This window comes from Kosakonia sp. R1.Fl (assembly GCF_023516815.1).
GTDB lineage: Bacteria > Pseudomonadota > Gammaproteobacteria > Enterobacterales > Enterobacteriaceae > Kosakonia.
Genome location: NZ_JAMGSQ010000002.1, coordinates 1 through 25,422, shown reverse-complemented (window position 1 = coordinate 25,422; position 25,422 = coordinate 1). Strand labels below are relative to the sequence as shown.

The window sequence follows — 25,422 nt, the reverse complement described above, 5'->3', positions numbered from 1 at the left end:
CGGAACGATACTGTCCAGCAACAGTCGCCGAAACAGTAAGCCTGGCTCGTGAGGGTTCAAGGTAAATGGAAATGTGGCAATGGCGCAGGAGGCCTGTGGATGGTCGAAATAAAAGCGGGTGTTCTTGTTCTGGCTGGCAACCACTAAAGCACGCTCCAAACCAGCCTGAGCCTGGCATAACTGCGCCAGTTCGTCTTTTTCGAATGCCTAGCATTGAACCTCCGGCAAAAGTGCCAGTATCAGAATGCTGAACTTTTTAATATGCCGCACCTGCAACTCTCCCTCTGTAACGATCATCGGAAGAATGGAGGAAAGCACTGGCTACTGCAGCAGTAAATTCTTTAGGCGACGGCAAATAAAAGTCAGAGAATTCCTGGGTAAAGCCGTCCGGGTTGACGAGATAGTATTGCAACGTATGGTGAAGGGATCAGTAAAATGGATACGACTGAAGATCTTAACGGAACCTATTTCTATGGCGGATACCAGAATGTCTCGCATGTTCAGTTGTTCTGGCTGATTGGCGTACAGGCCGTAAGTGAGCACCTGAAGATTTCTGTCACGGCAGCGGCACTCGTTCTCTCCGGACAACCCCTCCTCCCAACCAGAACAAAGCCCGGGGGAACAACCCCGGGAACATCCGTAGCTGCATGGACCTCCAGAAAACTGCTTAACTATCGCTTCCCTCGGGGCTTTTTACTCCCAACCCTGACGGGTAAAACGATAGGCGATCTTCACATCAGTTGGGTTAATAACCTTGGCGCGTTTGTCGGGCGAAACATTCCCTGGGTTGGCTGGATACTGTCTTTCGGAGCTATCTACAGTATCCTCAGGGATATACGACAGACCTACAACAAGGTTGCCCGTCCGGAGCACCGTATTCAGTGGACATATTTCTGATGAACAATATTGCTGCAGAGATTATCGAATTCGTTCAAAGCAACTACACTCCCCGCAAATATGTACTATGGGGAGACAGAAAGGAAATAACTGAGCAGACCAGCTTGCGTGACGATCTGAAACTGGCCTTCGAAACAGCTGAAAGCCTGATGAATGATTTTTTTGAAAAATGGGAAGTAAAACGCAATGAGTTTGACTTAAGCAAATATTTTCATCCGGAATATCTGGGCACCAGCCATATCCCGGATCCTCATAAACCTTTAACGGTTGGAATGCTGATTAACGCGGCAATTGCTGGAGAGTGGCTATATAAATGACTATCCGCATATTACCTGCTATTCAGCAGTTTTTGAGACATCGCTCGTCAAATCCTGTGTATCTTTCTCATGATTAAAGATTATCAGCCTCATCTCCAGCTCATTTGTGCTGGATGGCTTCGGAACAGAGGATAACATTAACCATGGAAACCACCAGACCACAATATTAAACAACAAGAATGGTGCAATATATTTCTGGTCAAACGAGTGACCAAATTGATAAACCAGGAAAATAAGAAACATAGTACTAAATGGCAAATTGACCCAAACAAATAACTTCCTGGCAAGTCGATACCATTTCTTGTCAAATCTAATCCCGCCATCTTTTTCTGTAAGCCAGTAACGCCATGGTGCGAGATAGCGAGCCCGAAGGTTAAAACGGGACAGGAAAATAATAGCTGCATCCTGAAGGCGATGATCTACTAAGCCAGTTAATTTGTATAAATTTTTCTGATTTAGTTCCTGAGTCACAATCCCATGTACCTTGGGGTTAGTAAATGTTTCCTTAAGCATACTTTCAAGCCTGTGCTTTCTGAAATTCAACACTCCACGAACAATACTCGCCGGTTCGGTTTTCACAAACCAGCTATGCAAAATGCCAATCACCATCAAACCCAGTAATATCGACCACCCCGCCCAGCCATGTATCCACAACCATTCGACTAAACCATTATTAATTTCTGGCATATTTATTCCTCAAAAAAAGCTCTGTCAAACTATCTCAAAGGAAAATAACCATTAAAAACAAGGTAATCAATGGAGCAAGTAAATATTTTCATAAGTATTTTTAAATGTGGCTGTGGCTATATAGCCAGTACACTGCCAATTAACAGCCCCGAAGGCAGTATCAGAGATTCGGGCACCTCGTCGTTGGCCAGGCATACATCAGTCATACAATGCGCGTTTAGTTTTAGGGGTACACAAAGCTGGACCACAGCGCTGTAAATCCCTTCTAACCAAACCCTCAACAACTCCGGTAACAACTACCATTACGAACTGCGGCCTGCAAGGAACTGAATGAGCACCGATACCGGAAGCGCTCGCTATTGGCGGGACTGAGATCCTGACGATAAACCTCACCTGAATAACAGCGAGGGCAATGTACAGTGACTGTAGCAAGCAGGAGGTAAATGACATTATTTTCCCTCCCCTTGTTTCGCTATATGCTTCCGCAACCTCGGGTGTATAAAAGGATGTGTTTTTTCGTTTATTTTATAATCTGCCAACGTTGCAGTAGCGGTGTTATTCCATACTTCCGCTCAATTCTTCGGTTGTTCGCATTCTTTAATTCCCAGCTTCTGGCACCTATGCAGCTACCTGATTTCATGTGTATAAAAACGTTTATCCGTATCCGTTATCTGTAATTCCTTTTTAAGGATTTTCTCCCGACACCCAACCATAACGGCATTGTCCACTGATTCGCCGACACGCCACTGCTTACGGTGTTTTAAGCAACACAGAGCAGGTCGAGGTCCCTGTTTGTGGCTCTTTTCGTTCTACTTTGCAAAAATGTATCGCACTGAGTTTCAGATTTGCCAGGCAAGCATGACAGGATTTATCCTCCACGCCCTGTGTCCCTGCTGTAAAGCACAACGTGGCCTTTTTGAAGTCAAACCCGTTCTGATTTGAGGATCCCGCTATGACCCCTTTTTATCAACTTACAGCCACCAGTCTTGGCGGTAAGCCTATCTCCATGGCTGACTATGGGGGAAAGGTAGTCCTGGTCGTTAATACCGCCAGCCATTGTGGTTTTACGCCACAATACGGTGGCCTTGAATCGCTCTACAAGAAATACGCGGCTAGGGGCTTAGTGGTGCTTGGTTTCCCCTGCAACCAGTTCGGTAAACAGGAACCCGGCGATGCCGACGAAATAGCGCAGACATGTCACATTAACTACGGTGTGAGCTTCCCGATGTTCGAAAAAGTCGATGTCAACGGAACCGCAGCCCACCCGGTGTTTCGCTATCTGAAAAAAGAATTGCCAGGCGTGCTGGGTGGGCGAATAAAATGGAACTTCACTAAGTTCCTGATCGGACGCGACGGTAAACCTCTCAAGCGTTTTGCACCGTTCACCACTCCGGAGAAAATGGAAACCGCAATCCTTGCCGCGCTTGAAATTTAAGTGTTTCGGTAATACGGACCATGCACTTTTAGAGGGCTTACGAATAATTAATTATCCGTGGGGGGATAATTGCGGCTGTTCGCTCGTAGTAGCCCTCACGGCTCTTCAGTTGGTCTGTTTCGTGTCAGAGGCGGACATTGCTTGCATCATGGTATGTTAGTTTACGGGGGGGCAGGTCAGAACGGCAATGCCCCCCTTTCCGCCTGCCTGAATGCTGTGGCGGGAGTGAGATGTGAAAGTGATTAGCAGGCCACCTTCACGGTACAGATTTAAACAAATTTCAGAACCATATGAGAACCCTGGGTTTTTTTGACTGCTTCATCGATATAGTGCTGACGAACGGCATCAGTTACGGGTTCACTTTCATAGGGGGGTTCAAACTGTTTCATGGTGTTTTTTTCAGCCACGAAACCACCCACGACCATCTCACCCTCTGCCCTGATTTTTTTGCCGTCGATATCGAGCATCACATACGAACTGGTGCCTGTAATTTTCATATCAGTTATCTATCCCTTACAAAAATGACTTTTTCCGTCTGTGATACCGGATCGATTGTTGTGATTTTCGTGACATTATCATTGCCCATCAGGCGCGGTAACTCAACGTTTTCCCATATATTGCCTTCACGCAACGACTGTCCAACTACGGCCCTGACTTCTCCTGATACCTGTTTTGCATAAGACGCGGAGACGTCCTCCCAGGCCTTGATGCTCTGCGGGTTATCGAAATCCCATTCAGGCATTTTAATGTTTTTATCTTTGATTGTGGATTCGAGCGTGACACCGCCCCGGGACTTCGCGATGGCTTCTGCGACGTCAGGGCCGCCGACACCTTCAGTGCGTCCTGACCAGAAAAAGGCACTGTCCGGATCGGTGGCCAGTTGGGGTTCTATTTCTTTAAGGTTGATGAGGCTCTTGGGTGTGTTACGCCACGCATTGAAGGCTGCGCCTCCTTTTGCGCCGGCAAGGCCGCCTGCAAACGCACCGCCCAGCGAAAGCCACTTCTGACCGTCAGAGCCTTCTCCCCATAATTTCCCGCCAATGTAAGCACCGCCATAGCCTCCACCCAGGCCTCCCGCAAAACCCAGCAGGGCTATCGCCGGCCCCGCCAGAACGGCCGTGGCCGCGAGGCCCACGCCCAGCAGTACTCTGTCCACCCAGTCCGGGATTTCCGGACTGATTTCGTCAGTCTGTACTTTACTACCACCAACAATGACGTTGGGAGATCCGTCACTGATGACACCACTGCATGTCAAGCGATCCCCCGTCCTGGCAGCGGGCAGTCCGTTGATATAGACGCGTGAAGACCCTTCGGCTACCCGCTGCAGGGCAGGACCGTGCTCGTCACAGTCACCCACAGACATATGTGCCATCACCGCTGGCCGTCCGTTGATGAACACGTTTGATGAGCCAATGACCAGATAGCCGCTTTCGTGGTGGGGGGCCCAAGACATGCTACCCAGAACTTCTCCCAGCCCGCCGCCGCCAGCTGCACCGGCGACCGTCGCGGCCAGGACTACCGTTCCGACGCCTCCCGTGGCCAGCGTGAACGCCGCACCGGCAATGGCCCCGCCTATCAGTCCGAGCACCAGCCAGCCTTTAGAGGCGGAGTGTTCTATGCCGTCCCCCACGCGTGCAGCGGAAAAGGCTTCAGCAGCACCGCTCATTTTTCATTCATCCGCTGACTGAGGTAAGCCTCAACAGCTTCAGTAGTATCCAGGCCGTCAATACCCCGGACACTTCTGGCCAGAAGCAGGCTTGATATCAGTCCTGGTATCCTGGCACCTGTCATCTCCCACAGCGCAAAGCGACCGGCATGCTCGCCGTCAGGTATCGGAGACAGCATCAGGGATTCGCCGGCAGCGTCAAAGAACAGATAGCTGCCGTTCCTGGCCCGGCTGAGATCAATCGATGAGTAGAGGGCAGAAATTGAAGGGAATACGCTCAGCTCGCGGCTGTCACGGTCAAAACTGAAGAAGATTTCCTGACTGTAGGCAGGGATCTGTTTGCCCAGTACGGGTGAATCTTTTGCATCGTCCGGAAACGTAATGCTATCCGTGATACTGTCGTAGATCCGGCCATGGTAATCGTCAAACGCATCCGGGCAGGTGCCAATGAAGCAGAGCAGCTTTTTCCCCGTACTGTTTTCAGATGTCAGTACCACCCGCTGCTTCTGAAAGATAATTCTTTCGCCGGATTTGAAACTGTAGAACAGTTCCAGTGCCTGCCTGCCATTGAGTTCAGTGAGCCGGGCATGGCTGAGTGAGAGATCCTGGAGAGTCGCCTGCAGTTCTGATGACAGCCTCTGAGATACTGACTGAAGCGTGTCTTCTACAGCAGCCGTTGCACGTGAAATCACGAAAGTGAATTCATTGGCATTCGTATGGCTGAGTGTAAAAAGGTTCATGGTGCGATCGCGAAATACGTCAGGCACCGTAATGTTGCAGTCCTGCAGGTTATATTGAGACATGTAAAGCTTCTCCGGTCCGTGAGACCGGAAAAGAATATCAACGTTTATAAAAATAATCTCTAAGTGATTCTGATTTAAATTTGATCTAATTCAAAGGGTTTCTTTGCACCTTCTGACCTGCTCCCTATGACTCAAGACACCTTGATGTAAGTATGCATTCCGAATGACCCTGACCCCACGAACCTGTCCGTTGATATGCCTGACATCACGGGACAGGAGAAACTCAATCCATAACTCCCTGATCTACTGCTGAGAAATCAAAAACCTCAAATGACGGTACCAAATACCTGACAACTACTGGCTTTAAAAGCCAGCGCTGCCGCCCTGCCAATACCTAATGAAACGCAGGTAACCTGAACGACTTTACGTTCAGACATTTTTTAATCCTTCAGAACTGGAATGGCTTTCGGTTGACGAGATTGAAGCCGGGCTCTTTATCCGAAACCAGATGGCATACATGGCAGGCAGGAACACCAGCGTAATAATGGTTCCGCCAAATGTCCCGCCAATCAGGGTATAGGCCAGAGCACCCCAGAACACCGAATGTGTTAACGGGATAAATGCCAGTATGGCCGCCATTGCCGTGAGCAGTACTGGCCTTGCTCGCTGTACCGTAGCCTCAATGACCGCATGGAATGGCTCAAGTCCTGCTTGCTCATTATGATGAATCTGCCCTATAAGAATCAGCGTGTTGCGCATCAGGATCCCAGATAACGCAATTAAACCAACCAGCGCGTTGATGCCAAAGGGTTGATTGAAGAGCAGCAAGGTTGGTACCACGCCCACCAGCCCCAGCGGCGCGGTAATAAAAACCATCACCATCGCCGACATGGAACGCACCTGAAGAATAATGATCAGCAACGTCATGGCGATCATGATCGGGAATAATGGTGCCATCGCTGTGGTGGCTTTTCCGGACTCCTCAACAGAACCAGACTCCTCAATACGATAACCATCCGGTAATGTTGTAATGATGGGCTGAAGTTGCTTCATTATCGCCGTGGAGACATCCGGTGGCTGTAAAGATTCGGCGATATCGCCCCGCACGGTAATGGTTGGCGTACGATCGCGACGGCGCAGAACCGGATCCTCCATTCGAACATCAACCTCACCCACCTGCGACAGCGGAATACGCTGTCCTGCAGAACCGACCAGAGTGAAGCCCGCTATTTTCTCAGGATCAAGCCTGATATCGCCGGCAGCACGCCCGATAACCTGTACCGAACGGATATCTTCGCGCACAGCGGTGATCGGAACGCCAGAAAGCAGGAACTGAAGCTGTTGGGCGACCGCATTTGATGACAGCCCCACCGCCTGGAGGCGATCCTGATTCAGGGTGAAATGCAGTGTCGGCACCCGTGATCCCCAGTCAGTATTCACCGTTCGCATCAGCGGACTGTCCTGCATCAGCGTTTTCACTTTGTCCGCAATACCACGCAGTACGATCGGATCGGGCCCTATAACACGGAACGCAACCGGATAAGGTGAGTAAGGGCCAAACACCAGTTGGGTCACGCGAACGCGCGCCTCTGGTGCCAGACCATCAGCCACAGCCTGCCGAAGGCGAAACTTGAGCGCCTCGCGCGCTTCCTGGCTGTCCGTCAGGACAACAATTTTTGCAAATGAGGGATCGGGAAGCTCTGGTGCCATGGCGAGATAAAAGCGTGGTGAACCCTGCCCGATATAAGACGTCACGATTTTTGCTTCTTTCTGGTGCTTGAGCCAGTCCTCGATCTTCGTCGCCGCAGCGCTGGTTTGTTCAATGGAGGTACCATAAGGCATCTGAACTTCCACCAGCACTTCCGGCCGATCTGACATCGGGAAAAATTGTTTTTTCACCAGCGCCATGCCGAGAATGGCAACGGTGAGTATCCCAACGACGGAGCCCGCGACCAGCCATTTTCGCGCGATGACCCGTGTCAATAGCTGACGAAAACGGTTGTAGCGTCGGGTGTTGTAAATAGCCGCATGTCCCCCTTCAACCGGTTTGATCGCCGGCAACATTTTCACGCCAAGATAGGGCGTAAACACCACTGCCACCACCCATGAAGCAATCAATGCAATACCCACAATCCAGAACATGTTGCTGGTGTACTCACCCGCCGTGGATTGCGCAAAACCATTAGGCATAAAGCCAACGGCTGTCACCAGCGTACCGGCCAGCATCGGCGCGGCGGTATGGCTCCAGGCATAGGCTGAGGCTTTGATCCGGTCGTAGCCCTCCTCCATTTTCACTACCATCATTTCGATGGCAATAATGGCATCATCCACCAGCAAACCGAGCGCGAGGATAAGCGACCCCAGCGTAATGCGGTCGAAGTTCTTGCCTGAAGCCTCCATCACCACAAAGACGACAGCCAGCGTCAGCGGCACCGCAGCAGCAACCACGACGCCTACACGCCAGCCCATGCTGAGAAAGCAGACCACCATTACCACCAGCAGCGCGACAAAAAACTTAATCATGAACTCGTCTACGGCGGAGCTGATGTTAACTGACTGGTCGGTGACTTTCGTGAATGTCATGCCGAGCGGCATGTCCGCATTGATTCTGACAGCTTCCTCATCCAGCGCTTTACCCAACTCCAGGCCGTTCCAGCCCTCACGCATCACAATATCCAGCAGAAGTGCAGGTTCGCCCTGATGACGAACGAGGAAGGTCGCCGGATCCTCATAACCACGCTCTACCGTCGCCACATCAGAGAGCTTCAGCGTTTTTCCCTGCGCCACCACCGGTGTTTCACGAATTTTCTCGAGTTTATCAAACGCGCCATCCAGACGGATAAACACCTGCGACCCGCTGGTCTCTACTGAGCCTGCAGATGTCAGCACATTCTGGCTGTTCAGCGCAGAGAAAATATCCTGCGCAGAAATACCCAGTGTGGCCAGACGGTCATGAGAAAACGAGACAAATATCCGTTCAGCCTGCTCACCGATAATGTTGACCTTCTTCACTCCCGCCACATGGAGAAGGCGCTGACGTAGCGACTCCGCATCCCGGACCAGCAGGCGCTGTGGCTCTCCTTTTGCCTTGAGCGCAAAGAGCGCAAAGGTCACGTCGGAGAACTCATCATTGATCATTGGCCCCATCACCCCTTCAGGCAGATTTTTGGCCTCGTCGCTGAGTTTTTTACGTGCCTGATAAAACTCTTCCTGCACCTGCGAGACTGGCGTACTGTCCCGCAAAGAGAGCATGGTGACAGCGAGGCCGGGGCGGGTGTAAGTCTCAGTGCGGTCATACCACTTGAGTTCCTGGAGACGCTTTTCCAGCGGTTCGGCCACCTGGTTTTGCATTTCCTGCGCAGTTGCTCCAGGCCAGGCAGAAATGATGGTCATCTCTTTGACGGTAAACGGCGGATCTTCAGCGCGTCCCAGTTCGAAGAACGAGACAATACCGGCGACAGTTATCAACAGGATAAGAAACAGCGTAATTGAACGCTCGCGAACGGCGAGCGCCGAAAGATTGAACCGCTCGCTCTTCATGGACGGCTCCCGGCAGCACTATCATCGCTTTGCTTCGCCAGCCGGACAGTCTCGCCGTCATGCAGCAGATGGGCGCCCAGCGCCACCACTTGCTCGCCGGGATTCAGGCTACCGGTCACGCTTGCCGTCTCATCTCCAAGGCTCACGACCTGCACCGGCCGCCATGTCACTTTGGCAGGCATGCCTGAAATGCTCCAGACACCCGGGCCTTTACCCGCGTCATAAACAGCCGCTAAAGGCACCTGCAGCATCGTTCGGGATAGATTGTTTTCAGCGATATGGATAGTGACGGTGGATCCCAGCGGTGCGCCTGATAGTTTGCCTTCAAGGACATATCTCGCCTCAAAGGTGCGCGTTAAAGGGTCGGCGGCATCAGAGAGCAAACGCAGTTTCGCTGGCACTGGCTGCCTGTCGCTGCCATACAGCGAGGCCTGAGCAACGCTTCCTACCGCAGGCCGAAGCGTCTCTGGCAACTGTACGACGGCTTCGCGCTGTCCTGCTCTTGCAAGCCTGATAACAGGCTGACCGGCACTAATAACCTGGCCGGGTTCAGCCAGCGTCTCCATCACCACCCCGTCGGCATCGGCCACCAGAACCGCATAGCTCGTCGCATTTTGTGCGACACCCGCCTGAGCCTGAGCGGCACTGAGTTCTGCCCTGGCCGTCTCCGCAGCCGCTTTTATCTGATCGTAGGCAGACGCTGACACGGCACCCGCCGTGACCAACCCGCGATAGCGCACCTCATCATCCGCTGCCTGGCGGGCACGTGCTTTTGCGGCGGCGACAGCCTGTTGCTGAGCCTGAGCCTGCAGGTTTAGATCCACCGGATCCAGACGCATTAGCGGCTGACCCGGTTTGACTGTCTGGCCGGTATCAACGAGACGCTCAAGGATTTTGCCTTGTACCCGGAAACCAAGGCCGCTTTGAATTCGCGCCACGACGACCCCCGTAAAGGAGCGTGAAGGATCTGGCGCACTGATTGCTGGCGCAGACCTGACCAGAGGGGGCTGGCTACGTGGATCATCACTATCGGAAGCGTCGCCGCAGGCCACAAGTGCAAGCGGCAACAGGCAAACAGCAAAGGTGACAGGTTTGAGCCTGAGCATGGGTACCCTTATTCATTTAACAGGACAGGATCCGCATTCTCAAACCAGTGACCAATTTTGTCAATAGTCACAACTCAGGGTGAAAGGCTTCTCAGTATCAGCGATGATAACAACACCGCATCTGCTGCGGCAGATTCCAGATTATCCTGCAACTGCACCGGGCTGACATAAGGTCGCATGACCAGATAAGCGGCTTGTGCGGCCTCATCAAGAGGCGTTTTTCTTTCGAATTCTCCTGCCTGACGCCCTTCCTGAAGGATTTGCACAATGAGCTGCTGCAAGCGGTGCTCATAAATTTCTGTTGAAGGCCATTTCTCACGGGAAGCCACTGCGGCGATGTCGTACAGCTTTCGGTCTTCAAAGAATAAATCGCTGCCGGATTCAACCAGTGCCCTGAATAAGCGCCTTATTTTTTCAGAAGCAGTTGGTGCATCCGTAATTGCCGCGCAGACAATATCCATGATCATCTCCAGCCGGTTAGCACAGATCACTTCACCGATTGCCTGCTTGGAATTGAAAAATTTATATATATAAGCCTTTGAAAAACCGATTGCTTTGGCGAGGTCGGAGACGGTGGTTTTTTCATAACCATAGTGGCCGAAGTGCTCAGTGGCGGCCTCAACAATCTGATCGCGGACACTGTGATCCTGGGGGCCTCGTAACGGGTTTGCGTTTATCTCTTTAGTCATTTTTTCAGCTTAGCTTAATGAAGCCCGATTGACAACGAGTGACCATTTGGTAATGTGGTCACAAATTGAATTTCACTCAAGGGTTACCCATGTTTCCCCTACGTCCTCTGGCACTGATGGTGAGTGCCTGTATTATAACGGGCTGTACCGTTGGACCAGACTATTATCGCCCTGCGCCCCCGGTTGCGGATCACTATCAGATGCTAGCGCAGCACAAAGTTTCTGAACCTGCCCGGCTTGCAACCTGGTGGGAGGGTTTCCACGATTGCCTGTTAAGTCAGTTAATTTCAGAGGCACTTGAGCAAAATCTTGAACTCGCTCAGGCATCCGCCAGAGTAACCCAGGCCCGCGCCGGGCTCGGCGCCGCAACGGCGGCACTGTTGCCCTCGGGTAATATCAGCGGACAAGCCACGCGTGCCTGGCAGTCAGTCGAAACACCGCTGGGCCAGGTGCTTAACTCAACGCCGGATTATAATCGCTACGGCAATTCATATGAAACCGATCTCAATGCAAGCTGGGAATTAGATCTCTTTGGCGGACTGCGTCGCGCGCGTCAGGCTGCACAGGCCAATTATCAGGCTTCTGAGGCGGGTGTCGCCGCAACACGTCTTGCGGTCGCGGCACAGACTGCAGACATCTATATCACCCTGCGTGGATTACAGGCGCGTCTGGACATTGCGAATAAACAGGTCATCACCCAGCAGCAACTGCTGGACAAAATTCAGCTTTTACATCGCAAAGGACTGGCTCCGGAATATCAGGTTCGCCAGACAGAAGGTGCACTGGCGCAGGTACAGGCAACTGTGCCAACCCTGAAGAACGGGCTCGATACCGCCATGAATGCTCTGGACGTTATGCTCGGTACGCCGCCCGGAACCCACAGGGCGCAACTCGCTTCGCCAAAAGCTATCCCGCAGCCGCCAGAAATTACCGCGATGGGGACACCGGCCGACCTGCTCCGTCGCAGACCCGACATCATCGTGGCTGAGCGTCACCTTGCCGCATCAAGCGCCCGCATCGGCGTGGCTGTCAGTGAGTATTATCCAAAGATTTCGCTCAGCGCACTGCTCGGCAGCGCAACGGCTGTATCAGGCGCGAATCTCTTCACTGCAGGAGCCAGCCAGTCTGCGGGTGTGCTGGGGTTACGCTGGCGGCTCTTTGACTTTGGTCGGATCAACGCCCAGATCGCGCAGGCGAAAGGCCAGCAAGCAGAAGCACTCGCGGCTTACCGCCTGTCGGTATTACGTGCAACAGAAGATGTTGAAAACGCCTTCTCCGCTCTGGTTAGTCGCCAGACGCAGGCAGCCACCCTGACCGGTGGGGAAACCGCCCTCACCAGCGCACGACAATCGTCTTTCATCGCTTTTCAGCAAGGAACGGCCAGCCTGATTGACGTACTGCATAACGATGAAACACTTTTCCAGGCTTCCGATGCCAGGGCGCAGGCGCAGACAGAGTCTGCCCGTGCAGCAGTAGCAGTATTCAGGGCACTTGGGGGCGGCTGGCAATCTTCGTTATCTGGGGAAATGGCAAATAAATCAGGTTAAAGGGGCTCACTGACTTTATTAAGCAGAGCAAGAGGATATTAACTCAAATGAGCATAACAGAAGAAGGTGAAGTGATGACACGAATCGGCATTCTTGGAATCAATGATCTGACTGAAATCTTTCTGTCTGAGCTGTTCCGCCTTGACCCTCATGCTTATGTTTTTCTTACATCCGGAGACTCCGATCACACAGACTTGCTGGCAAGAAAGTATCCATGCTGGATTCAGGATGACGATCAGGCAGTGATTAACGAAGCAGATACCATTATTGTCATGACAGGAACAACGTCTGCTGAAAACTCGCAAGAAAGACGCAAGTACCGAAAATCTCAATTAGTCTTTTGTTTGGGAGCCAGGCCATCAATAAACAGTCGGGGAATTTTACCCCAAACGGATAAAAAAACAGACCTTACAACCAGACATGTTGCACTGACTAACGTTTCGCCATTCCTTCATCTAACCGAAGTGCAGATTAAGGACTATCTTTTTATTCTTAAAGTCTTCTTGGTTGCGATGAAACCCGTGTATACGCTTGACGTCAATTTCAGATTGTCATCTGAATAAGCCCTACCGAAACAATCAGAATGAAAAACGATGCCCCGCTCCCGGTTGACTATCATACGCCACCGATAGTCCCGCATCCCGGCGATTATGATAAATTCGAATTTATTCTGTACACTGAGAGCGGCCTGTTATGTCTGCTTAAGGAACGGGCTTAGCGTACAATATTCTCTTTTTTCCAGGCGATCCCCTCTTGAGGCGGCCAGACATTGTTCTTCCGGTTGAGTAATATTTGTTACAACTACCCGGAGCTAGGGCATTAGCAAGGTTGAACGAGGCACCTCCAGCCCCAGTGCAACGATACTTAGTCGTTTAGCTAACGCGATGAATATTACGCTATCAAAGCTTTTCGCAGAGCTTGAACTACATCAGAACTCGCTTGTTCTCTTTGCTCATCAGCAACAGCATTGGACTGATAAGCAATCAGGCATCACCCGCTGGTCGCTTTCCCCGGCGGGGGCATGCCCGGAACTTATAAGAGTTGAAATTCCTGCTATGGGTGAGCTGGCGATACCCGCTTCTGCGAATGAGCATCTTTCCGGGCAAACACTTTGGATGCTGAGTGGCAGCCTTGATTTTCGAGTTAATCATCAGACCCATCATTTACGAGCCGGTGACTGTCTTGCCCTTACCTTTGCAAGCGAGTACCAAATGAGACATCCTGATAGTGAGCAGAGCTGTTCTTACATCGTCGCTTTTAGCCAAAAAAATCAATGATATTTTCTCTGCCACAATGGTTACATCGTATTCGCTATTCTTAGATGCAACAGGGGGTATGGCCTTCCCTGGTTATCCCGCCCGGAACGCCCTGATACCTGAAAACCCATATGCTGATAAAACCCTACAGCTTGCTGGTTTTGTTCATTTACATCGACGCTTAGATCTGGATGTAGCCACAGTGCATGTGAAATCAACCGCTTGCCGACGCCAAGTCCGCGAGCAGAAGCATCTACAAAAAGTGCCTCCAGATGACCATCATGCAAAAACATAAATCCTAGTGGTTGGTCATCCTGATTTGTTGCAACCCATACAGGGGTTTCTGAAAAAAAGCCGATAACTTCTTTTTCGATTTCTTGCAGGTCATGAGCTGTCAGAAAATCGTGCGTAGCATCAACTGAACTCTTCCAAATTTGTATAATTTCTGACGCTTCAGATGGTCGTGACATTCTGATTTCTAACATTTTCAACCTTAACGTGATCTTTACTTGGCGTATTACGTACAAAATGAGTTCATTTAAATTTACTATTGTGAAATTAAATTCACCATAGTGATTTGGTCGTCATCTCTTTTCTTCCTCATGAGTAGTGCTAACACACTGTTTGGTCTGAACCTGTTCATCATCTGCGACAAAGATCCTGGCCTTTTTAAAACAAACTCCCGTCCCTCGTTCATGACTGTCGTTAAAATATCTCTATTTTACAAAAACATACGAACAGATAGCTTGATATCACTCGTCTACCAGATAACGGCATCCTTCCCCGGTCATCTGACTTTTCCGGTTGTGCCCCCCGGCAAGTTTGCTGTCACAAAACCTCACACAACCAGGCATCCACCTCCTGCACAAGGCGCAGAGGATTGTTGCCCTGACAATGGGCGTCAGCGCCCGTTTCTGCATCCAGCATCGTTAATCGCTTATTCGCCGACGGAATGGCGTTGTGCCATTCGATGCTCTGCTGCTTCCATACGGCACCCTCCTGGCCGCCAACAACGGTGAGAAAGGGCACATTAACCTTCGCGGGAGCGGCGGCGGCGCTTTGCCACTTATCGGCCAGGGCTGTCAGGTTATCGACGCCAGCCTTCCAGAGCAGAACTTGCATATTGCGGTGGGCTGCATCCGATGGTGTGTGCGTTTCTTTCTTCGTTGCTACGGCAGCGGCAAGGAATAATTCTTCGGGACGTGAGAGCGCTGGTGTCGCGATAATGGCCGCAAGACGTGGCTCTTCCGCTGCCGCACGGCAGGCGAAATAGCCCCCAAGGCTCATGCCGAGCATAGCCAGCTTCTGTGTATTCACGCCGAAACGGGCAACCAGAGTGTCGATCACTGCCCCGATCGGTCGTTCGATTTCAGCTTCCCAGTGCAAGCTCTGTTCTGCCACCAACCCCTGCCCCGGCAGATCGACCAGAGCCACCGCATAGCCGCGTTCCAGATAATAGCGCCCCTGTGACAGGAAACGGTCCTCGTGGCAGGTATCCGCGCCACCGATAATCAATATTGTCGGCGCAGCCTGGTCGTTTGCAGGGAAAAAATGGCCCGGCAATTTACCGCCGGAATAAGCGACCTCAAAGCGCGTTGTCGCTAAGCCCAATTCTTGCATAGCCTGATCGAACAGCTCCTGCCCTTTGCGGAACAAAGCCGAAAAATATGGGCCCGGCAGGACGAACTGCCACGCTGAACGGTAGCAGGCAAACGCTTTAAGGCGGGTTTCACCGGCAGTGCGCATTACGCCCTGTCCGGCCCAGCGCTCTGCCTGTGCTGCGAGCACCTCACCTTGCCGCTCGAAGGCCTGTGACCAGGTGTCAGGGTTACCGTCCTCAATGTGCGACGCAATATGAAAGGCTTCGCCCACCGAAAGGCCGCCCGCCGGCCCCCAGCCCAACGCGCCGAGGAAGAACAAATCCATATTCGGATCGGCAAAGCGGTAACGCCGGGTAAGACGCGCTGTCGAGTAGTCGCCGCGTAACGTGCTGTTTTGTTCGGCCATGATGGTTGTTCCTTTTTGGTTCGGAGCAGATCGTGTGGCGAAGGCGCTGTTTTGGATAATCTGGAAAAGTGAGGCCACTGACGAACCGTTTCACGTGCGTCGATTTGTTTAGTGAGTCCATCATTCTGATCACCAGTTGGTCAGCATTTGCTTACGGGATTTCCTCCGGAGAGAAAATGCGTCTGCCACAAAAGGGACTATAAGGAACTGGCAACCGGTCGTCATTGCGAAGAAATGACAAATTATTATTCAATCTTGCCACATGGCGACACGTCTGAGCATAATGGTGAGATGCCAATACTTAATCAGTCGCTGGCCGGTGCCGACTGGATCGACCCGGACACGCTCCCTCGCCCAATTGTAACAATGGGCTTTCTCCTCACAGACCTGAATGGGTTTGAGCTGGAAGCGCATGCCCACCAGAAAGGGCAGGTCATGTTTGTGCAAAAGGGCGCGCTGAAATGTGAGGTTGCCGGAGGACTATGGATTGTGCCGCCGGGCAGCGCGATGTGGATACCCGGAGAGATCGCTCACAGTCTCAAGGCTGCGGGTGGCCTGGAGGGGTATAACACGTTCATTGCGTCAGACTTAGCGGCGGGTCTGCCTGCGACGTGCTGTGCCATATCGGTGACGCCTCTGCTGCGCGAATTATTGATCCGCTCTGCGCACCTTCCCGCTTTTTACCAACAGGGTGGAGCAGAAACCCGTCTTTTTGATGTGATGATCGATGAACTCACCACTGCCCCGCCCGAGAACCTTCACTTACCAATGCCTGTCGATGCACGTCTGCGCCGGATGGCAGACCTGATGCTTCAATCGCCAGCAGAAAGAGGAACTTTGCGCGACTGGGCAAAGCGGCTTGGCTTCAGCGAGCGAACGCTTGCGCGTCTGATAAGCCGACAGACCGGTATGAGTTTTGGCCGCTGGCGACAGCAACTCACGATCATGCTCGCTGTCGAATGGCTTGCAAAGGGAGTATCGATCCAGCAGGTTGCCGGTTCGCTCGGCTACGAGAGCGTACCGAGCTTTACAACCCTTTTTCGCAAATTACTGGGAACATCTCCGGGGCGTTACATGGCAGAACGCCACCGGGATGCACAACCAATGAAGCGCTGAGCAGATCTGTGGCGCTGGTTTCATCCATTACAGGCTGGTTTCGCTGGCATCCCGACTTCAGGATAACACTCTTCTTTGCACAAGACTCCGAACCTCATGGGCAAGATTGCTGTTACATAGACTGTCAACGCTCATCAGGAATGTCTAATCGGCAACTCATCAAGAATGTCCAATAGTTGAGATGACTGCTTTGTGTCAGGAGAGGAAGTTGTTAACAACGATCTTTCCTAATTGAAATGGAGAAGGTGATCAGCGCTACTCAACTATGACATAATGGCTAGGAAATCCACTTCGTTAGTTTCTTTTCCTAAGAGCATCAACAAATATAACTCAGTAAGCATTGGGATAATTAAAAGTCTTATGATGAATTTCAGGCATAGAAATCATGCTTAAAATTCACATTTAATAATAAGATAGAACTAAATTTCAGAGTTTCCCGGTTTAACTCTTATCATCGATGTTGAAATTTTCAACCGCCTGGCGTTGAACCGTGACACGTATTAGCGGAAATTTTCTTGGTTTGTGTATTCCATTCAGCCTTAGCGTTACGGGATAGAAAGGTTGCAGAATATCTAATACATCATCAAACAAAAGTCTGAGAAGTCTTGGTGGTATACTCTTCTTAAGTGATCTACTTACTACATAATGCAATGGATAATGAGAATTTGATAACAGGTAATTTAATAATTTACATGTAATTATTCGACCATTTAGACCAAATGAAGAAAATAACTGGATTAGCTGAGGGGCTATAAATCTTTTATGTGATGATACAATCCGATTTTGGGTAGTGGCATTAGTAGGGAAATAAGACGGTTTTCCAAGCTGCTTGCTACGGACAAGGACATGATGAACTACCTTTTCCCACGCAGGATTAGAATTGCTGGCACCTTCAAAATATTCTCCAACCTGACTGCCGTCGATAATATGATTTTGATAAAAGCCGCTAAGCAACTCGCCAAGGGTTTTGTTGCACGGAGTATTCATCACCGCCTTTCCAATCATCCATCGGCAAGGCCAACTTGATGACAAGTTTGGAATTCTAGTCGAAGCGGCAACTCCATACCATGCAAATCGACAGGGATCTGTACTTGAACCATTGATTAAGTTAACATTATACTCTTGAATTTTCTTCGTATTCGATGCGTAATAAATATCAAAACTTGACCATTTTCTGTAAAGTTCGAATTCCTTAAAGGTGCTATCTTTATTATTACGTTTATCATAATTTGCAATGGGAACATTGCAAATTTGCGCCTCTTTGTCTGTGATTTTTGCCTGTAAGATAAAAGCTTTCTTCCTTTCATTTAAAACAATCAGTGAACCCGCTACAATGAGCTTTTCTTCGAAGATAAACATTGCATCGCCTAATTCTACTTTATTATCAAATGGTATACCACTACATAGTTTTGCGTAAGGTGCCTTGTCAATCCAGCATAACTCAGCGTCTACACTAATAAGTAAGCTAGGGTGTTTTGCGCACTCACCACTATAAATTATTTGTGATAGTCCGTCAAGAAAACATGAATTAAACAATGCTCCGAGTTGTGTTAATTCTCCACCAACCACATTCCGGCATATTTTATTTATGAGTTTATCGATTTCAATTTTCATGGTCTGAATATTCATCCAAGAAATCCCTTAATTAAAAATTAATGAGCTAATGAAAAATGTGGTTTATTTATTGCGTAGATACTACCATCAACAGTCAATAGTTCCCAGCCATCCTTTTATAATCTTTGGTACTAGAAATTAATGGCTATGGAATGTGCTATGGCTAGTAAGATTACAATAGAGGGCTCTAACCAAAACCGGAATGCCCTGAGGCCACCTTTCCATATTTTACTTCTCCTACTGAATGGCAACCGCATCATACTGCTTTGATAGCCGTTATTTCAGTTATATATAATGTATTTTGCTCAATTGATGAATACCGATAATTTCTGCTCCTCGCTCATAGCGGACCATATAGAAGTTAGTTTTTTAGACTGACGAGCAGTGCACATGCACAGCCAGTCAGTCATGCCCGAAGGGCATAAAAGGCGATATTCTGGACTGAAATAGAGGGAAATAATTGAATCGCCGATGCCCGGCGTAGCCGGTACGTATTGATAGGTTCCACCAATCCCATCCCCCGCCCTGCCGGACCTAAATGAACTTTCAGAAAAAATTGTTCTAACCAAGCCTCCCCGGTGGGGCGCAGTTAGCGCCGGTCGCTTGCGACCGGGAACGGCGGGCCATTTGTGGCCAGGCGCGCGGTACTGCGAGTGCGCAGCCGTAGGCAAGCTACGGGGCGTTTCTGCAATATTACAGGCGAAATTGCTTGATTTAACACGGTAGCTCCTGACCGCGTTTCATGAAAGTGAAAAATGACTACCGCGTCCAGACCTGCTTAATGTCTTTGGTTTGCGGCGTGGTTTGCCCCATGATCCCCGTCAGAACATGAGGCTGGTAGGTTTCTTCCAGAAACTGGATTTCCTCCGGGCTCAGTTGAAGATTTACTGCGTTTACCGCACCATCGATGTGATCTTTTTTTGTGGCCCCTACGACAGGCGACGTGACTTTTGTCAGCAGCCAGGCAAGAGAGATTTCCGTCATGGACACCTGATGCCGTTCGGCAAGCTCGGCTACGCGCTCAATAATGATCCGATCCTGTTCTGCTGTACTGTCATATTTTCCGCGGGCATAGTCATCCTCCGTGGCTCGCCGCGTGTGGCCTTCTTTACGGGAGAGACGGCCGCTGGCCAGCGCACTATAGGGGGTCATTGCGATATTATCTTCAGCGCACAGACCGAAGAGCTCTCGTTCATCTTCACGCATAATCAGGTTGTAGTGGCTCTGTACGGAAACAAAGAGCGTCAACCCTTCGCGTTCGGCAAGGGCGTTCGCCTTCGCCAGTTGCCAGGCATAGCAATTTGAAATACCAATAGCGCGCACTTTGCCCACAGTAACAGCGGTATGCAGCGCTTCAAGCACGTCGATAACAGGCGTGTTGTAATCCCAGATGTGGTAGATGTAGAGGTCTATGTAGTCCATCCCCAGATTCTGCAGGCTCTGGTCGAGCGATCGGGCTATTGCCTCTTTTCCACTGACGCCCCCGGCAATTTGCGCGGCGGTTCGTGGCAGAAACTTGGTGGCCAGCACCACATCCTCGCGTTTTGCCATCTCCCGCAGCACCCGGCCAACGTACCGCTCGCTGGAGCCGTTCTGATAGGCGATGGCGGTATCGTAAAAATTGATGCCTTTTTCCAGACCGTAGCGAATGATGTCCCGGCTTGCTGTTTCGCCCAGCGTCCAGCGATGCTGGCCCGTCAACGGATCGCCAAAACCCATACATCCCATGCAGATGCGAGAGACCAGTAAGTCACTTTTACCGAGCCGGGTATACTGCATCGTTATTCTCCCTCTGGATTATTCACGAAAGGTGTTGAGCAGGTCGACAAGCCTTAAAGCGTGTTCCCGGGCAAGCGTTTTTTGCTGAGCGATTTTGTCAGCATCCCGGTCGGCATAGCTGATACCGCAGGTATAAACCGGCGCCAGCAACTCAAGATTGCACAGCCTTGCCGTGGTCTCGAATGGAATAAGATACTCTTCAATGGCATGGCCAAAGAAACCGTCAGCAGTATAGAGCTCCTGTGGCGCCCCCGTTGTGAAGGAGAGGATCAGCTTTTTACCGCCCAGTTTCGCCGTTGAGCCATGCGCGAAACCGTGAACAAAGACCTCGTCCAGCCATTGTTTCATTAATCCTGGCAGCCCATACCAGGAAAAAGGGAACTGCCAGACAATCACATCGGCCCTGAGCAGGCTTTCCTGCTCCGCAGCGATATTGAATTTGCCGTCCGGATAGAGCCAGTCCAGACGACGAATTTCCGCATCGGGAAAGGCGGTCGCCACTTCATCAAGAATAGTGGCGTTGGCGACGGAATGGGTAAGCTCAGGATGACCTGACACAACAAGGATATTTTTCATTTCAAGTAGTTAAACATCTTTGGTGAATATTTAACCCAGTATAGAGTGACAGCATTATTTTTTTTAGGACAGTAAAGGCTCATTCACTTTTAGACAAAAACTAATAATGTTTGCTTGAATCTCATTGTGCTCAGCCAGCATGAATCAGCGAACTAAGCCGTGATGCCGAGTAAACGCTCTGCATTGCGAAACGCGATGGCCTCTTTTTCAGCCATGTTGACGGGCAGGCTGTCGATAAATGTTTTTACACCGTCCAGGGTCTGATAGGGATAATCGACGGAGAACAGGATCCTTTCTGCCCCCATTAACGCGTAGATAAACTGGAAGTGCGGCAGTGTCAGCATGCCTGACGGAGTAACGTAAACGTGCTCCTGGAAGGTTCTCGTTAGCGTGCGTGACAGACCCGTTGCAGCCAGTGGAAGGCTGTCATCAAGACGCTGTAGCCAGAAGGGTAGCATCTCCCCCCAGTGACCACTGATCACCTGCAGGTGGGGATATTTATCAAATGCGCCCGATAACATCAGCCGCAACAAATGTATCCCCGCTTCGTGATGCCAGCCCCAGCCAAACATAGATAGCCTGGCGTTGACCTCTGCGCTGAAGCCAGTGAAGTAGGCCTGTTGTACGCTTTTAAACGGTAATCCGGGGTGGAGATAGAGTGGTACATTCAGTTTATTAAAGCGTGAAAGCAGGGAGTCGTAGTCAGGATGATCGAGAAAGCATGAAGAGGGTCTGCCATTCAGAAGTGCCCCTTTAAACCCCAGTTCTTCAACTGTGCGGACAAGCTCTTTTTCAGCCTCTTTCGGCTGTGCCCAGGGAAGTGTGGCAAATGCCGAGAAGCGTTCCGGGTGTTTTCTTACCGCCCCGGCAAGGCGGTTGTTTGCCGCCGCGTTTAATATTACCGCTTCATCCTCGGGTGCCAGCTGGGGGAATCCGCCCACAGAGAGGAGCTGCATGGTAATTCCAGCCTCATCCATATCTCTGAGGCGACGGCTTTCCAAATCGACGCCTTTCTGGTTTATCAGCGCATTCTTTTCTATCTGCGGGCGGCTTCGGTCCGGATTATGACCATCAGCGACGGTTTTCCCCCAGTCGCCAAGAAAAGGCGACTGCTCAAGCGCAACAGGCATACACGCTCGCCCTAACTCGCTGTCGAGATAATGTTCTTCGAGGCAAATGATTTTCATATTCTCACCATTCATACAAAGCAGTAAAAGTGATGCAGATTAAGATCAGCCGGAACAGCCCGTTCGTGAGTGTCATTCATGACAGTCTGTCCCGGACGGGGTTTACACCATCGGTTTTTCCCAGGCGCCACGTGTATCCACTCTGGTCTCTGCGGCGAGTTGTTCCAGCAGGATGATTTCCTCATCACGTAACCGGATATCTGAAGCACTGGCGGCGTCCAGAACGTGATTGACTTTAGTCGCCCCGATGAGTGGAAGGGTACCTTTCGCGATAGCCCATGCGATGGCTATCTGTGCAACGCTGGCATTCCTCTCGGCCCCTATTTTTTTCATGGCGGTGGTTAACCTCTCTATCTGCGGCAGTACGGCGTTATAACTTTCGGCCCGGCCACTCCCGGCAGGCATGGGATGATGTGAATCATAACGACCACTGAGCGCGCCTTGCTCCAGAACCATGTAAGCAAAGAACGTGATGTTATTTTGTCGGCAATAATCAAGGATCCCGGCCTCTTCAGAAGCGCGATAGAGCAGGCTGTAGTGATTCTGTACTGCACTGAGGGAATAACCGGAAGCGTTAAGGATCTCGTTGGCGCGTCTGATTTGTGTCAGATTGTGGTTGGAAACACCTACGCGTTTTACCTTACCGCTTTGTAAAAGTGGGATCAGGCCTGGCGTCCATTTCTCAACATCGAGGGGATTATGGATCCAGTAGATATCAATCGCGTCCACACCCAGGCGTCCGAGGCTGGCCTCAAGCATATCGCTGACGGGCTGTGCTGAATGTTCGTCAGCAATCTGCGGGGTGAATTTGGTGGATAAAATCATATCCTCGCGGGGGAACTGACGGACTAATGCTCCCAGCGCTGCCTCGGAACTCCCCATGCCATATACTGCTGCGGTATCCCAGAGATTGAGCCCCTTACTCATGGCAGTGGTGAACACGTCTGCCATCTGAGTATCAGAAAGATGATTGCCGAAGACGGTGTCGCCACCGGCAAAGCCTGTGCCCCAGGACCATGTGCCCAGCGCGACCGGAGGTAGTGTTTTCATATTCAGCTCCTGAAAAAAGGCCGGATCGTTGCTTACTTATACCGGCCAAAGAGGGTGAGTAACGGTGAAAGATAGATGAATGGATTAGGCTGTCTGGCGGAGCGCATTCAACAGCGCCACACCTACACCGTGCGCTGAAGCGGGATTTTGCCCGGTGATAAGGCGTCCGTCGGTAACCACGTTTTCAGACCAGTTCGGGGCTTCATGATGAAGCGCGCCATGCTCGCGGAGTGCAGTCTCAAGCAGGAAGGGAACCACATCTGTGGTATGAACTTCTTCCTCTTCCTTGTTGGTAAAGGCCGCCACGTTTTTTCCTTTCACTAGGTATTCGCCGCTGCTGAGCTTTGCGTCAACCAGTGCCGCAGGCCCGTGGCAAACGGCTGAGACAATCCCATCACTTTCATACACTTCGCGGATAATACGCTGGGCATCCTGGCTATCACGGAAATCCCACATGGTTCCATGCCCGCCCGCAAAGAAAACGGCGCTGTAATCGGTACCGTTCAGCTCAGATAACGCAGGCGTTGTGGCTAGGCGCTGCTGAAAATCGGTTTCGTTCCAGAACCAGGCGTTGACAGGGTCACTGAGGTCAAATCCATCCACCGGCGGCTGTCCCCCGCGAATGCTGGCTATTGTCGTTTTTAGTCCGGCATCTTCCAGTACTTTAAGCGGATGCGTCAGCTCGGCCAGGAAAAAACCGGTCGGTACACCAGATGCGCCTTTAATCGGATGGCTGGAAACGACACACAGCACGGATTTATCTGCAGATTTCATATCGGGTCTCACTATTTATTTTTAAATTCAGCGGCGAAGAGGTTTTCCCAGTTAATAAAGGAGCCAAGCGGAATGCACTCGAAGCTTAATAAGCCTGCTTTTGCCAGCGGGAATTCGGCCATTACGTTCATCGCTTCATCGACAGAGTCACATTCAAGAAAAATGGCGACACCAGGTCTGTCCTGACGGAAGTAGATGTCGCGGATGAAGCCGGATTTATACAATCCCCAGGCGTGCAGCGCTTCAGCGTTAAGATGCGGAGCATATTTTTCCAGCGATGCTCCAGGTGCGGGGATGTCCAGACATAAAATTCGCATCATAGTCTCCTGAACTCAGGTCGTTGTAGAAAGAGACGAAAGTATAAGAGGCGCATTTCAGGAAGATTAGAGGGTCATTGACTTAAGCATCTTTAGACTGTACTTAATAATCAGGCGGTGAATGCTTAAGGAAGACATTATGAATAATGCCCTTTATAACCAGATACGCATCTTTCAGAGCATTGCACGTGAGGGCAATATTTCGGCAGCCGCAAGGAAACTGGAAATTACGCCTCCCTCCGTCAGCAATGCGCTTAAGCTACTGGAAGAGCATATCGGCCATCCGCTTTTCGTGCGTACGACGCGCCGTATTGAGCTGACGGAAACCGGGCAGCTGTTGCTGGAAAAGACCGCAGCGGCGGTGGAGTCGCTGGAAAATTCGCTTGAAAACATTCGCGACCAGAATCAGGAGCCCTCTGGTATGGTGCGAATTACTCCCTCGCGTTTTGCCTATCTGTTAATTCTTAAGCCTGCAATGGCGAAATTCTGTCAGCAATATCCGGGTATACAGCTGGAAATTTCGGTCTACGACGGTACGGTGAATATCATCGAAGAGCGTTTTGACCTGGGGATCCGTTTTGGCGATATTCTTGAGGGAGGGGTGGTGGCCCGGCCGTTAATGAAACCCTTTCGTGAAGGGTTATATGCATCCTCAGCCTATCTCAGCGAGCATGGAACGCCTGAGGTGCCGTCAGACCTCAGTCAACACAAGCTGATTGGCTACCGTTTTATTACTAACAACCGCATCCTTCCGTTGATCCTGAATGATCGAGGAGAACAGTTGACGGTTGAGATGCCCGGGCAGTTAATCAGCAACGATATTGACGTTATGGCAGACGGGATCCGTAATGGGCTGGGAATTGGACGCTTGTTTGAACCCATTTGGCAGTTACAGCCCGACAGGGAGCACTTTATACCAGTGATGGAGCGCTACTGGAAAACCTATCCGCCAGTATATCTCTATTACCCAAAAAACGCGGGTAAAACCAAAAGAGTGAAGGCCCTGATTGATTTTCTGATCATTCAGTCAAGGGGGTGAGAGATACACGCGACGCACTGACTTAACCTGACGGCAGCTTGTTGAATAAATTGAACTGTAAGAAGTGAATGAATGGCGAG

Annotated in this window: 24 protein-coding genes and 1 pseudogene; 8 read left to right on the top strand and 17 right to left on the bottom strand. The window is 50.7% G+C overall.

Annotated elements, in window-relative coordinates:
* The first annotated feature begins 435 nt into the window (after window positions 1-435).
* Window positions 436-897: an STM2901 family protein gene (locus M8Q36_RS24600; RefSeq protein WP_249882873.1), complete on the top strand. Its 462-nt coding sequence runs from the start codon at window positions 436-438 to the stop codon at window positions 895-897.
* The gene (locus M8Q36_RS24595) at window positions 897-1,214 is read left to right on the top strand and encodes a DUF1493 family protein (protein WP_249882872.1); all 318 of its coding nucleotides are present in this window, start codon (window positions 897-899) and stop codon (window positions 1,212-1,214) included. Before M8Q36_RS24600 ends, M8Q36_RS24595 begins: the two co-directional genes overlap by 1 nt.
* An 18-nt stretch (window positions 1,215-1,232) precedes the next feature.
* On the opposite strand, the gene M8Q36_RS24590 is transcribed toward M8Q36_RS24595, so the two are convergent.
* Together M8Q36_RS24590 and M8Q36_RS25645 are read right to left on the bottom strand one after the other, a co-directional pair.
* Complete coding sequence (locus M8Q36_RS24590; protein WP_249882871.1) at window positions 1,233-1,901, bottom strand: hypothetical protein; 669 nt, start codon at window positions 1,899-1,901, stop codon at window positions 1,233-1,235.
* Window positions 1,902-2,178: 277 nt separating this feature from the next.
* A complete protein-coding gene (locus M8Q36_RS25645) occupies window positions 2,179-2,337 on the bottom strand; it encodes an IS1 family transposase (RefSeq protein ID WP_502825502.1) in 159 nt (52 codons plus the stop codon).
* A 516-nt stretch (window positions 2,338-2,853) separates the two neighbouring features.
* On the opposite strand from M8Q36_RS25645, the gene M8Q36_RS24585 reads away from it, so the two are divergent.
* The gene (locus M8Q36_RS24585; RefSeq protein WP_249882870.1) at window positions 2,854-3,336 is read left to right on the top strand and encodes a glutathione peroxidase; all 483 of its coding nucleotides are present in this window, start codon (window positions 2,854-2,856) and stop codon (window positions 3,334-3,336) included.
* A 269-nt stretch (window positions 3,337-3,605) separates the two neighbouring features.
* Here the strand turns inward: M8Q36_RS24585 and M8Q36_RS24580 are convergent, their stop codons facing one another.
* From M8Q36_RS24580 to M8Q36_RS24555, 6 genes are all read right to left on the bottom strand, one after another.
* A complete protein-coding gene (locus M8Q36_RS24580) occupies window positions 3,606-3,833 on the bottom strand; it encodes an Imm74 family immunity protein (RefSeq protein WP_249882869.1) in 228 nt (75 codons plus the stop codon).
* 5 nt (window positions 3,834-3,838) lie between these two features.
* Window positions 3,839-5,002, bottom strand: a complete 1,164-nt coding sequence (locus M8Q36_RS24575; RefSeq protein WP_249882868.1) for a PAAR domain-containing protein — start codon at window positions 5,000-5,002, stop codon at window positions 3,839-3,841.
* Entirely contained in the window at window positions 4,999-5,805 is an 807-nt protein-coding gene (locus tag M8Q36_RS24570; RefSeq protein WP_249882867.1) for a DcrB-related protein, read from the bottom strand. The genes M8Q36_RS24575 and M8Q36_RS24570 overlap by 4 nt, the downstream gene beginning before the upstream one ends.
* Window positions 5,806-6,174: 369 nt before the next feature.
* Window positions 6,175-9,285, bottom strand: coding sequence for an efflux RND transporter permease subunit (locus M8Q36_RS24565; protein ID WP_249882866.1), 3,111 nt, complete (start codon window positions 9,283-9,285; stop codon window positions 6,175-6,177).
* On the bottom strand, window positions 9,282-10,391 hold the full coding sequence (locus M8Q36_RS24560) for an efflux RND transporter periplasmic adaptor subunit (RefSeq protein ID WP_249882865.1): 1,110 nt from the start codon (window positions 10,389-10,391) through the stop codon (window positions 9,282-9,284). Before M8Q36_RS24560 ends, M8Q36_RS24565 begins: the two co-directional genes overlap by 4 nt.
* 74 nt (window positions 10,392-10,465) lie before the next feature.
* The gene (locus M8Q36_RS24555; RefSeq protein WP_249882864.1) at window positions 10,466-11,080 is read right to left on the bottom strand and encodes a TetR/AcrR family transcriptional regulator; all 615 of its coding nucleotides are present in this window, start codon (window positions 11,078-11,080) and stop codon (window positions 10,466-10,468) included.
* A gap of 89 nt (window positions 11,081-11,169) precedes the next feature.
* Between M8Q36_RS24555 and M8Q36_RS24550 the strand changes: the two genes are divergently transcribed.
* From M8Q36_RS24550 to M8Q36_RS24540, 3 genes and pseudogenes are all read left to right on the top strand, one after another.
* Window positions 11,170-12,627 carry an efflux transporter outer membrane subunit gene (locus M8Q36_RS24550; RefSeq protein WP_249882863.1) on the top strand — a complete coding sequence of 486 codons (1,458 nt, stop codon included), beginning with the start codon at window positions 11,170-11,172 and terminating at the stop codon, window positions 12,625-12,627.
* A gap of 47 nt (window positions 12,628-12,674) precedes the next feature.
* The gene (locus M8Q36_RS24545; protein WP_249882862.1) at window positions 12,675-13,190 is read left to right on the top strand and encodes a hypothetical protein; all 516 of its coding nucleotides are present in this window, start codon (window positions 12,675-12,677) and stop codon (window positions 13,188-13,190) included.
* Between the two features lie 255 nt (window positions 13,191-13,445).
* Window positions 13,446-13,904: pseudogene (locus M8Q36_RS24540) on the top strand (helix-turn-helix domain-containing protein); the annotation flags it as partial.
* Between the two features lie 20 nt (window positions 13,905-13,924).
* Here M8Q36_RS24540 and M8Q36_RS24535 read toward each other — a convergent pair.
* On the bottom strand, window positions 13,925-14,368 hold the full coding sequence (locus M8Q36_RS24535; protein WP_249882861.1) for an acetyltransferase: 444 nt from the start codon (window positions 14,366-14,368) through the stop codon (window positions 13,925-13,927).
* Between the two features lie 343 nt (window positions 14,369-14,711).
* Window positions 14,712-15,890, bottom strand: a complete 1,179-nt coding sequence (locus M8Q36_RS24530; protein WP_249882860.1) for an alpha/beta hydrolase family protein — start codon at window positions 15,888-15,890, stop codon at window positions 14,712-14,714.
* Window positions 15,891-16,124: 234 nt separating this feature from the next.
* Between M8Q36_RS24530 and M8Q36_RS24525 the strand changes: the two genes are divergently transcribed.
* The gene (locus tag M8Q36_RS24525) at window positions 16,125-17,006 is read left to right on the top strand and encodes an AraC family transcriptional regulator (protein ID WP_249882859.1); all 882 of its coding nucleotides are present in this window, start codon (window positions 16,125-16,127) and stop codon (window positions 17,004-17,006) included.
* A gap of 441 nt (window positions 17,007-17,447) precedes the next feature.
* Here M8Q36_RS24525 and M8Q36_RS24520 read toward each other — a convergent pair whose 3' ends face one another.
* From M8Q36_RS24520 to M8Q36_RS24490, 7 genes are all read right to left on the bottom strand, one after another.
* Window positions 17,448-18,635, bottom strand: coding sequence for a hypothetical protein (locus tag M8Q36_RS24520; protein WP_249882858.1), 1,188 nt, complete (start codon window positions 18,633-18,635; stop codon window positions 17,448-17,450).
* Between the two features lie 744 nt (window positions 18,636-19,379).
* Window positions 19,380-20,399 carry an aldo/keto reductase gene (locus M8Q36_RS24515; RefSeq protein ID WP_249882857.1) on the bottom strand — a complete coding sequence of 340 codons (1,020 nt, stop codon included), beginning with the start codon at window positions 20,397-20,399 and terminating at the stop codon, window positions 19,380-19,382.
* A gap of 18 nt (window positions 20,400-20,417) precedes the next feature.
* Entirely contained in the window at window positions 20,418-20,975 is a 558-nt protein-coding gene (locus M8Q36_RS24510) for an NAD(P)H-dependent oxidoreductase (RefSeq protein WP_249882856.1), read from the bottom strand.
* A gap of 152 nt (window positions 20,976-21,127) precedes the next feature.
* A complete protein-coding gene (locus M8Q36_RS24505; RefSeq protein ID WP_249882855.1) occupies window positions 21,128-22,162 on the bottom strand; it encodes an amidohydrolase family protein in 1,035 nt (344 codons plus the stop codon).
* A 102-nt stretch (window positions 22,163-22,264) separates the two neighbouring features.
* A complete protein-coding gene (locus M8Q36_RS24500; protein WP_249882854.1) occupies window positions 22,265-23,212 on the bottom strand; it encodes an aldo/keto reductase in 948 nt (315 codons plus the stop codon).
* Window positions 23,213-23,296: 84 nt separating this feature from the next.
* Window positions 23,297-23,986 (bottom strand): type 1 glutamine amidotransferase domain-containing protein, encoded by a 690-nt coding sequence (locus M8Q36_RS24495; protein WP_249882853.1) that lies wholly within the window; start codon window positions 23,984-23,986, stop codon window positions 23,297-23,299.
* An 11-nt stretch (window positions 23,987-23,997) separates the two neighbouring features.
* Window positions 23,998-24,303, bottom strand: coding sequence for a hypothetical protein (locus M8Q36_RS24490; protein WP_045910563.1), 306 nt, complete (start codon window positions 24,301-24,303; stop codon window positions 23,998-24,000).
* Between the two features lie 139 nt (window positions 24,304-24,442).
* Here M8Q36_RS24490 and M8Q36_RS24485 point away from each other — a divergent pair, with 139 nt between their 5' ends.
* Complete coding sequence (locus tag M8Q36_RS24485; protein ID WP_249882852.1) at window positions 24,443-25,342, top strand: LysR family transcriptional regulator; 900 nt, start codon at window positions 24,443-24,445, stop codon at window positions 25,340-25,342.
* Window positions 25,343-25,422 lie beyond the last annotated feature (80 nt).

Bases quoted from the DNA above. Each gene is read 5' to 3' on its own strand.
- M8Q36_RS24600 (WP_249882873.1), top strand. From the start codon at position 436: ATGGATACGACTGAAGATCTTAACGGAACCTATTTCTATGGCGGATAC.
- M8Q36_RS24595 (WP_249882872.1), top strand. From the start codon at position 897: ATGAACAATATTGCTGCAGAGATTATCGAATTCGTTCAAAGCAACTAC.
- M8Q36_RS24590 (WP_249882871.1), bottom strand. From the start codon at position 1,901: ATGCCAGAAATTAATAATGGTTTAGTCGAATGGTTGTGGATACATGGC.
- M8Q36_RS24585 (WP_249882870.1), top strand. From the start codon at position 2,854: ATGACCCCTTTTTATCAACTTACAGCCACCAGTCTTGGCGGTAAGCCT.
- M8Q36_RS24580 (WP_249882869.1), bottom strand. From the start codon at position 3,833: ATGAAAATTACAGGCACCAGTTCGTATGTGATGCTCGATATCGACGGC.
- M8Q36_RS24575 (WP_249882868.1), bottom strand. From the start codon at position 5,002: ATGAGCGGTGCTGCTGAAGCCTTTTCCGCTGCACGCGTGGGGGACGGC.
- M8Q36_RS24570 (WP_249882867.1), bottom strand. From the start codon at position 5,805: ATGTCTCAATATAACCTGCAGGACTGCAACATTACGGTGCCTGACGTA.
- M8Q36_RS24565 (WP_249882866.1), bottom strand. From the start codon at position 9,285: ATGAAGAGCGAGCGGTTCAATCTTTCGGCGCTCGCCGTTCGCGAGCGT.
- M8Q36_RS24560 (WP_249882865.1), bottom strand. From the start codon at position 10,391: ATGCTCAGGCTCAAACCTGTCACCTTTGCTGTTTGCCTGTTGCCGCTT.
- M8Q36_RS24555 (WP_249882864.1), bottom strand. From the start codon at position 11,080: ATGACTAAAGAGATAAACGCAAACCCGTTACGAGGCCCCCAGGATCAC.
- M8Q36_RS24550 (WP_249882863.1), top strand. From the start codon at position 11,170: ATGTTTCCCCTACGTCCTCTGGCACTGATGGTGAGTGCCTGTATTATA.
- M8Q36_RS24545 (WP_249882862.1), top strand. From the start codon at position 12,675: ATGAGCATAACAGAAGAAGGTGAAGTGATGACACGAATCGGCATTCTT.
- M8Q36_RS24535 (WP_249882861.1), bottom strand. From the start codon at position 14,368: ATGTTAGAAATCAGAATGTCACGACCATCTGAAGCGTCAGAAATTATA.
- M8Q36_RS24530 (WP_249882860.1), bottom strand. From the start codon at position 15,890: ATGGCCGAACAAAACAGCACGTTACGCGGCGACTACTCGACAGCGCGT.
- M8Q36_RS24525 (WP_249882859.1), top strand. From the start codon at position 16,125: ATGACAAATTATTATTCAATCTTGCCACATGGCGACACGTCTGAGCAT.
- M8Q36_RS24520 (WP_249882858.1), bottom strand. From the start codon at position 18,635: ATGAATATTCAGACCATGAAAATTGAAATCGATAAACTCATAAATAAA.
- M8Q36_RS24515 (WP_249882857.1), bottom strand. From the start codon at position 20,399: ATGCAGTATACCCGGCTCGGTAAAAGTGACTTACTGGTCTCTCGCATC.
- M8Q36_RS24510 (WP_249882856.1), bottom strand. From the start codon at position 20,975: ATGAAAAATATCCTTGTTGTGTCAGGTCATCCTGAGCTTACCCATTCC.
- M8Q36_RS24505 (WP_249882855.1), bottom strand. From the start codon at position 22,162: ATGAAAATCATTTGCCTCGAAGAACATTATCTCGACAGCGAGTTAGGG.
- M8Q36_RS24500 (WP_249882854.1), bottom strand. From the start codon at position 23,212: ATGAAAACACTACCTCCGGTCGCGCTGGGCACATGGTCCTGGGGCACA.
- M8Q36_RS24495 (WP_249882853.1), bottom strand. From the start codon at position 23,986: ATGAAATCTGCAGATAAATCCGTGCTGTGTGTCGTTTCCAGCCATCCG.
- M8Q36_RS24490 (WP_045910563.1), bottom strand. From the start codon at position 24,303: ATGCGAATTTTATGTCTGGACATCCCCGCACCTGGAGCATCGCTGGAA.
- M8Q36_RS24485 (WP_249882852.1), top strand. From the start codon at position 24,443: ATGAATAATGCCCTTTATAACCAGATACGCATCTTTCAGAGCATTGCA.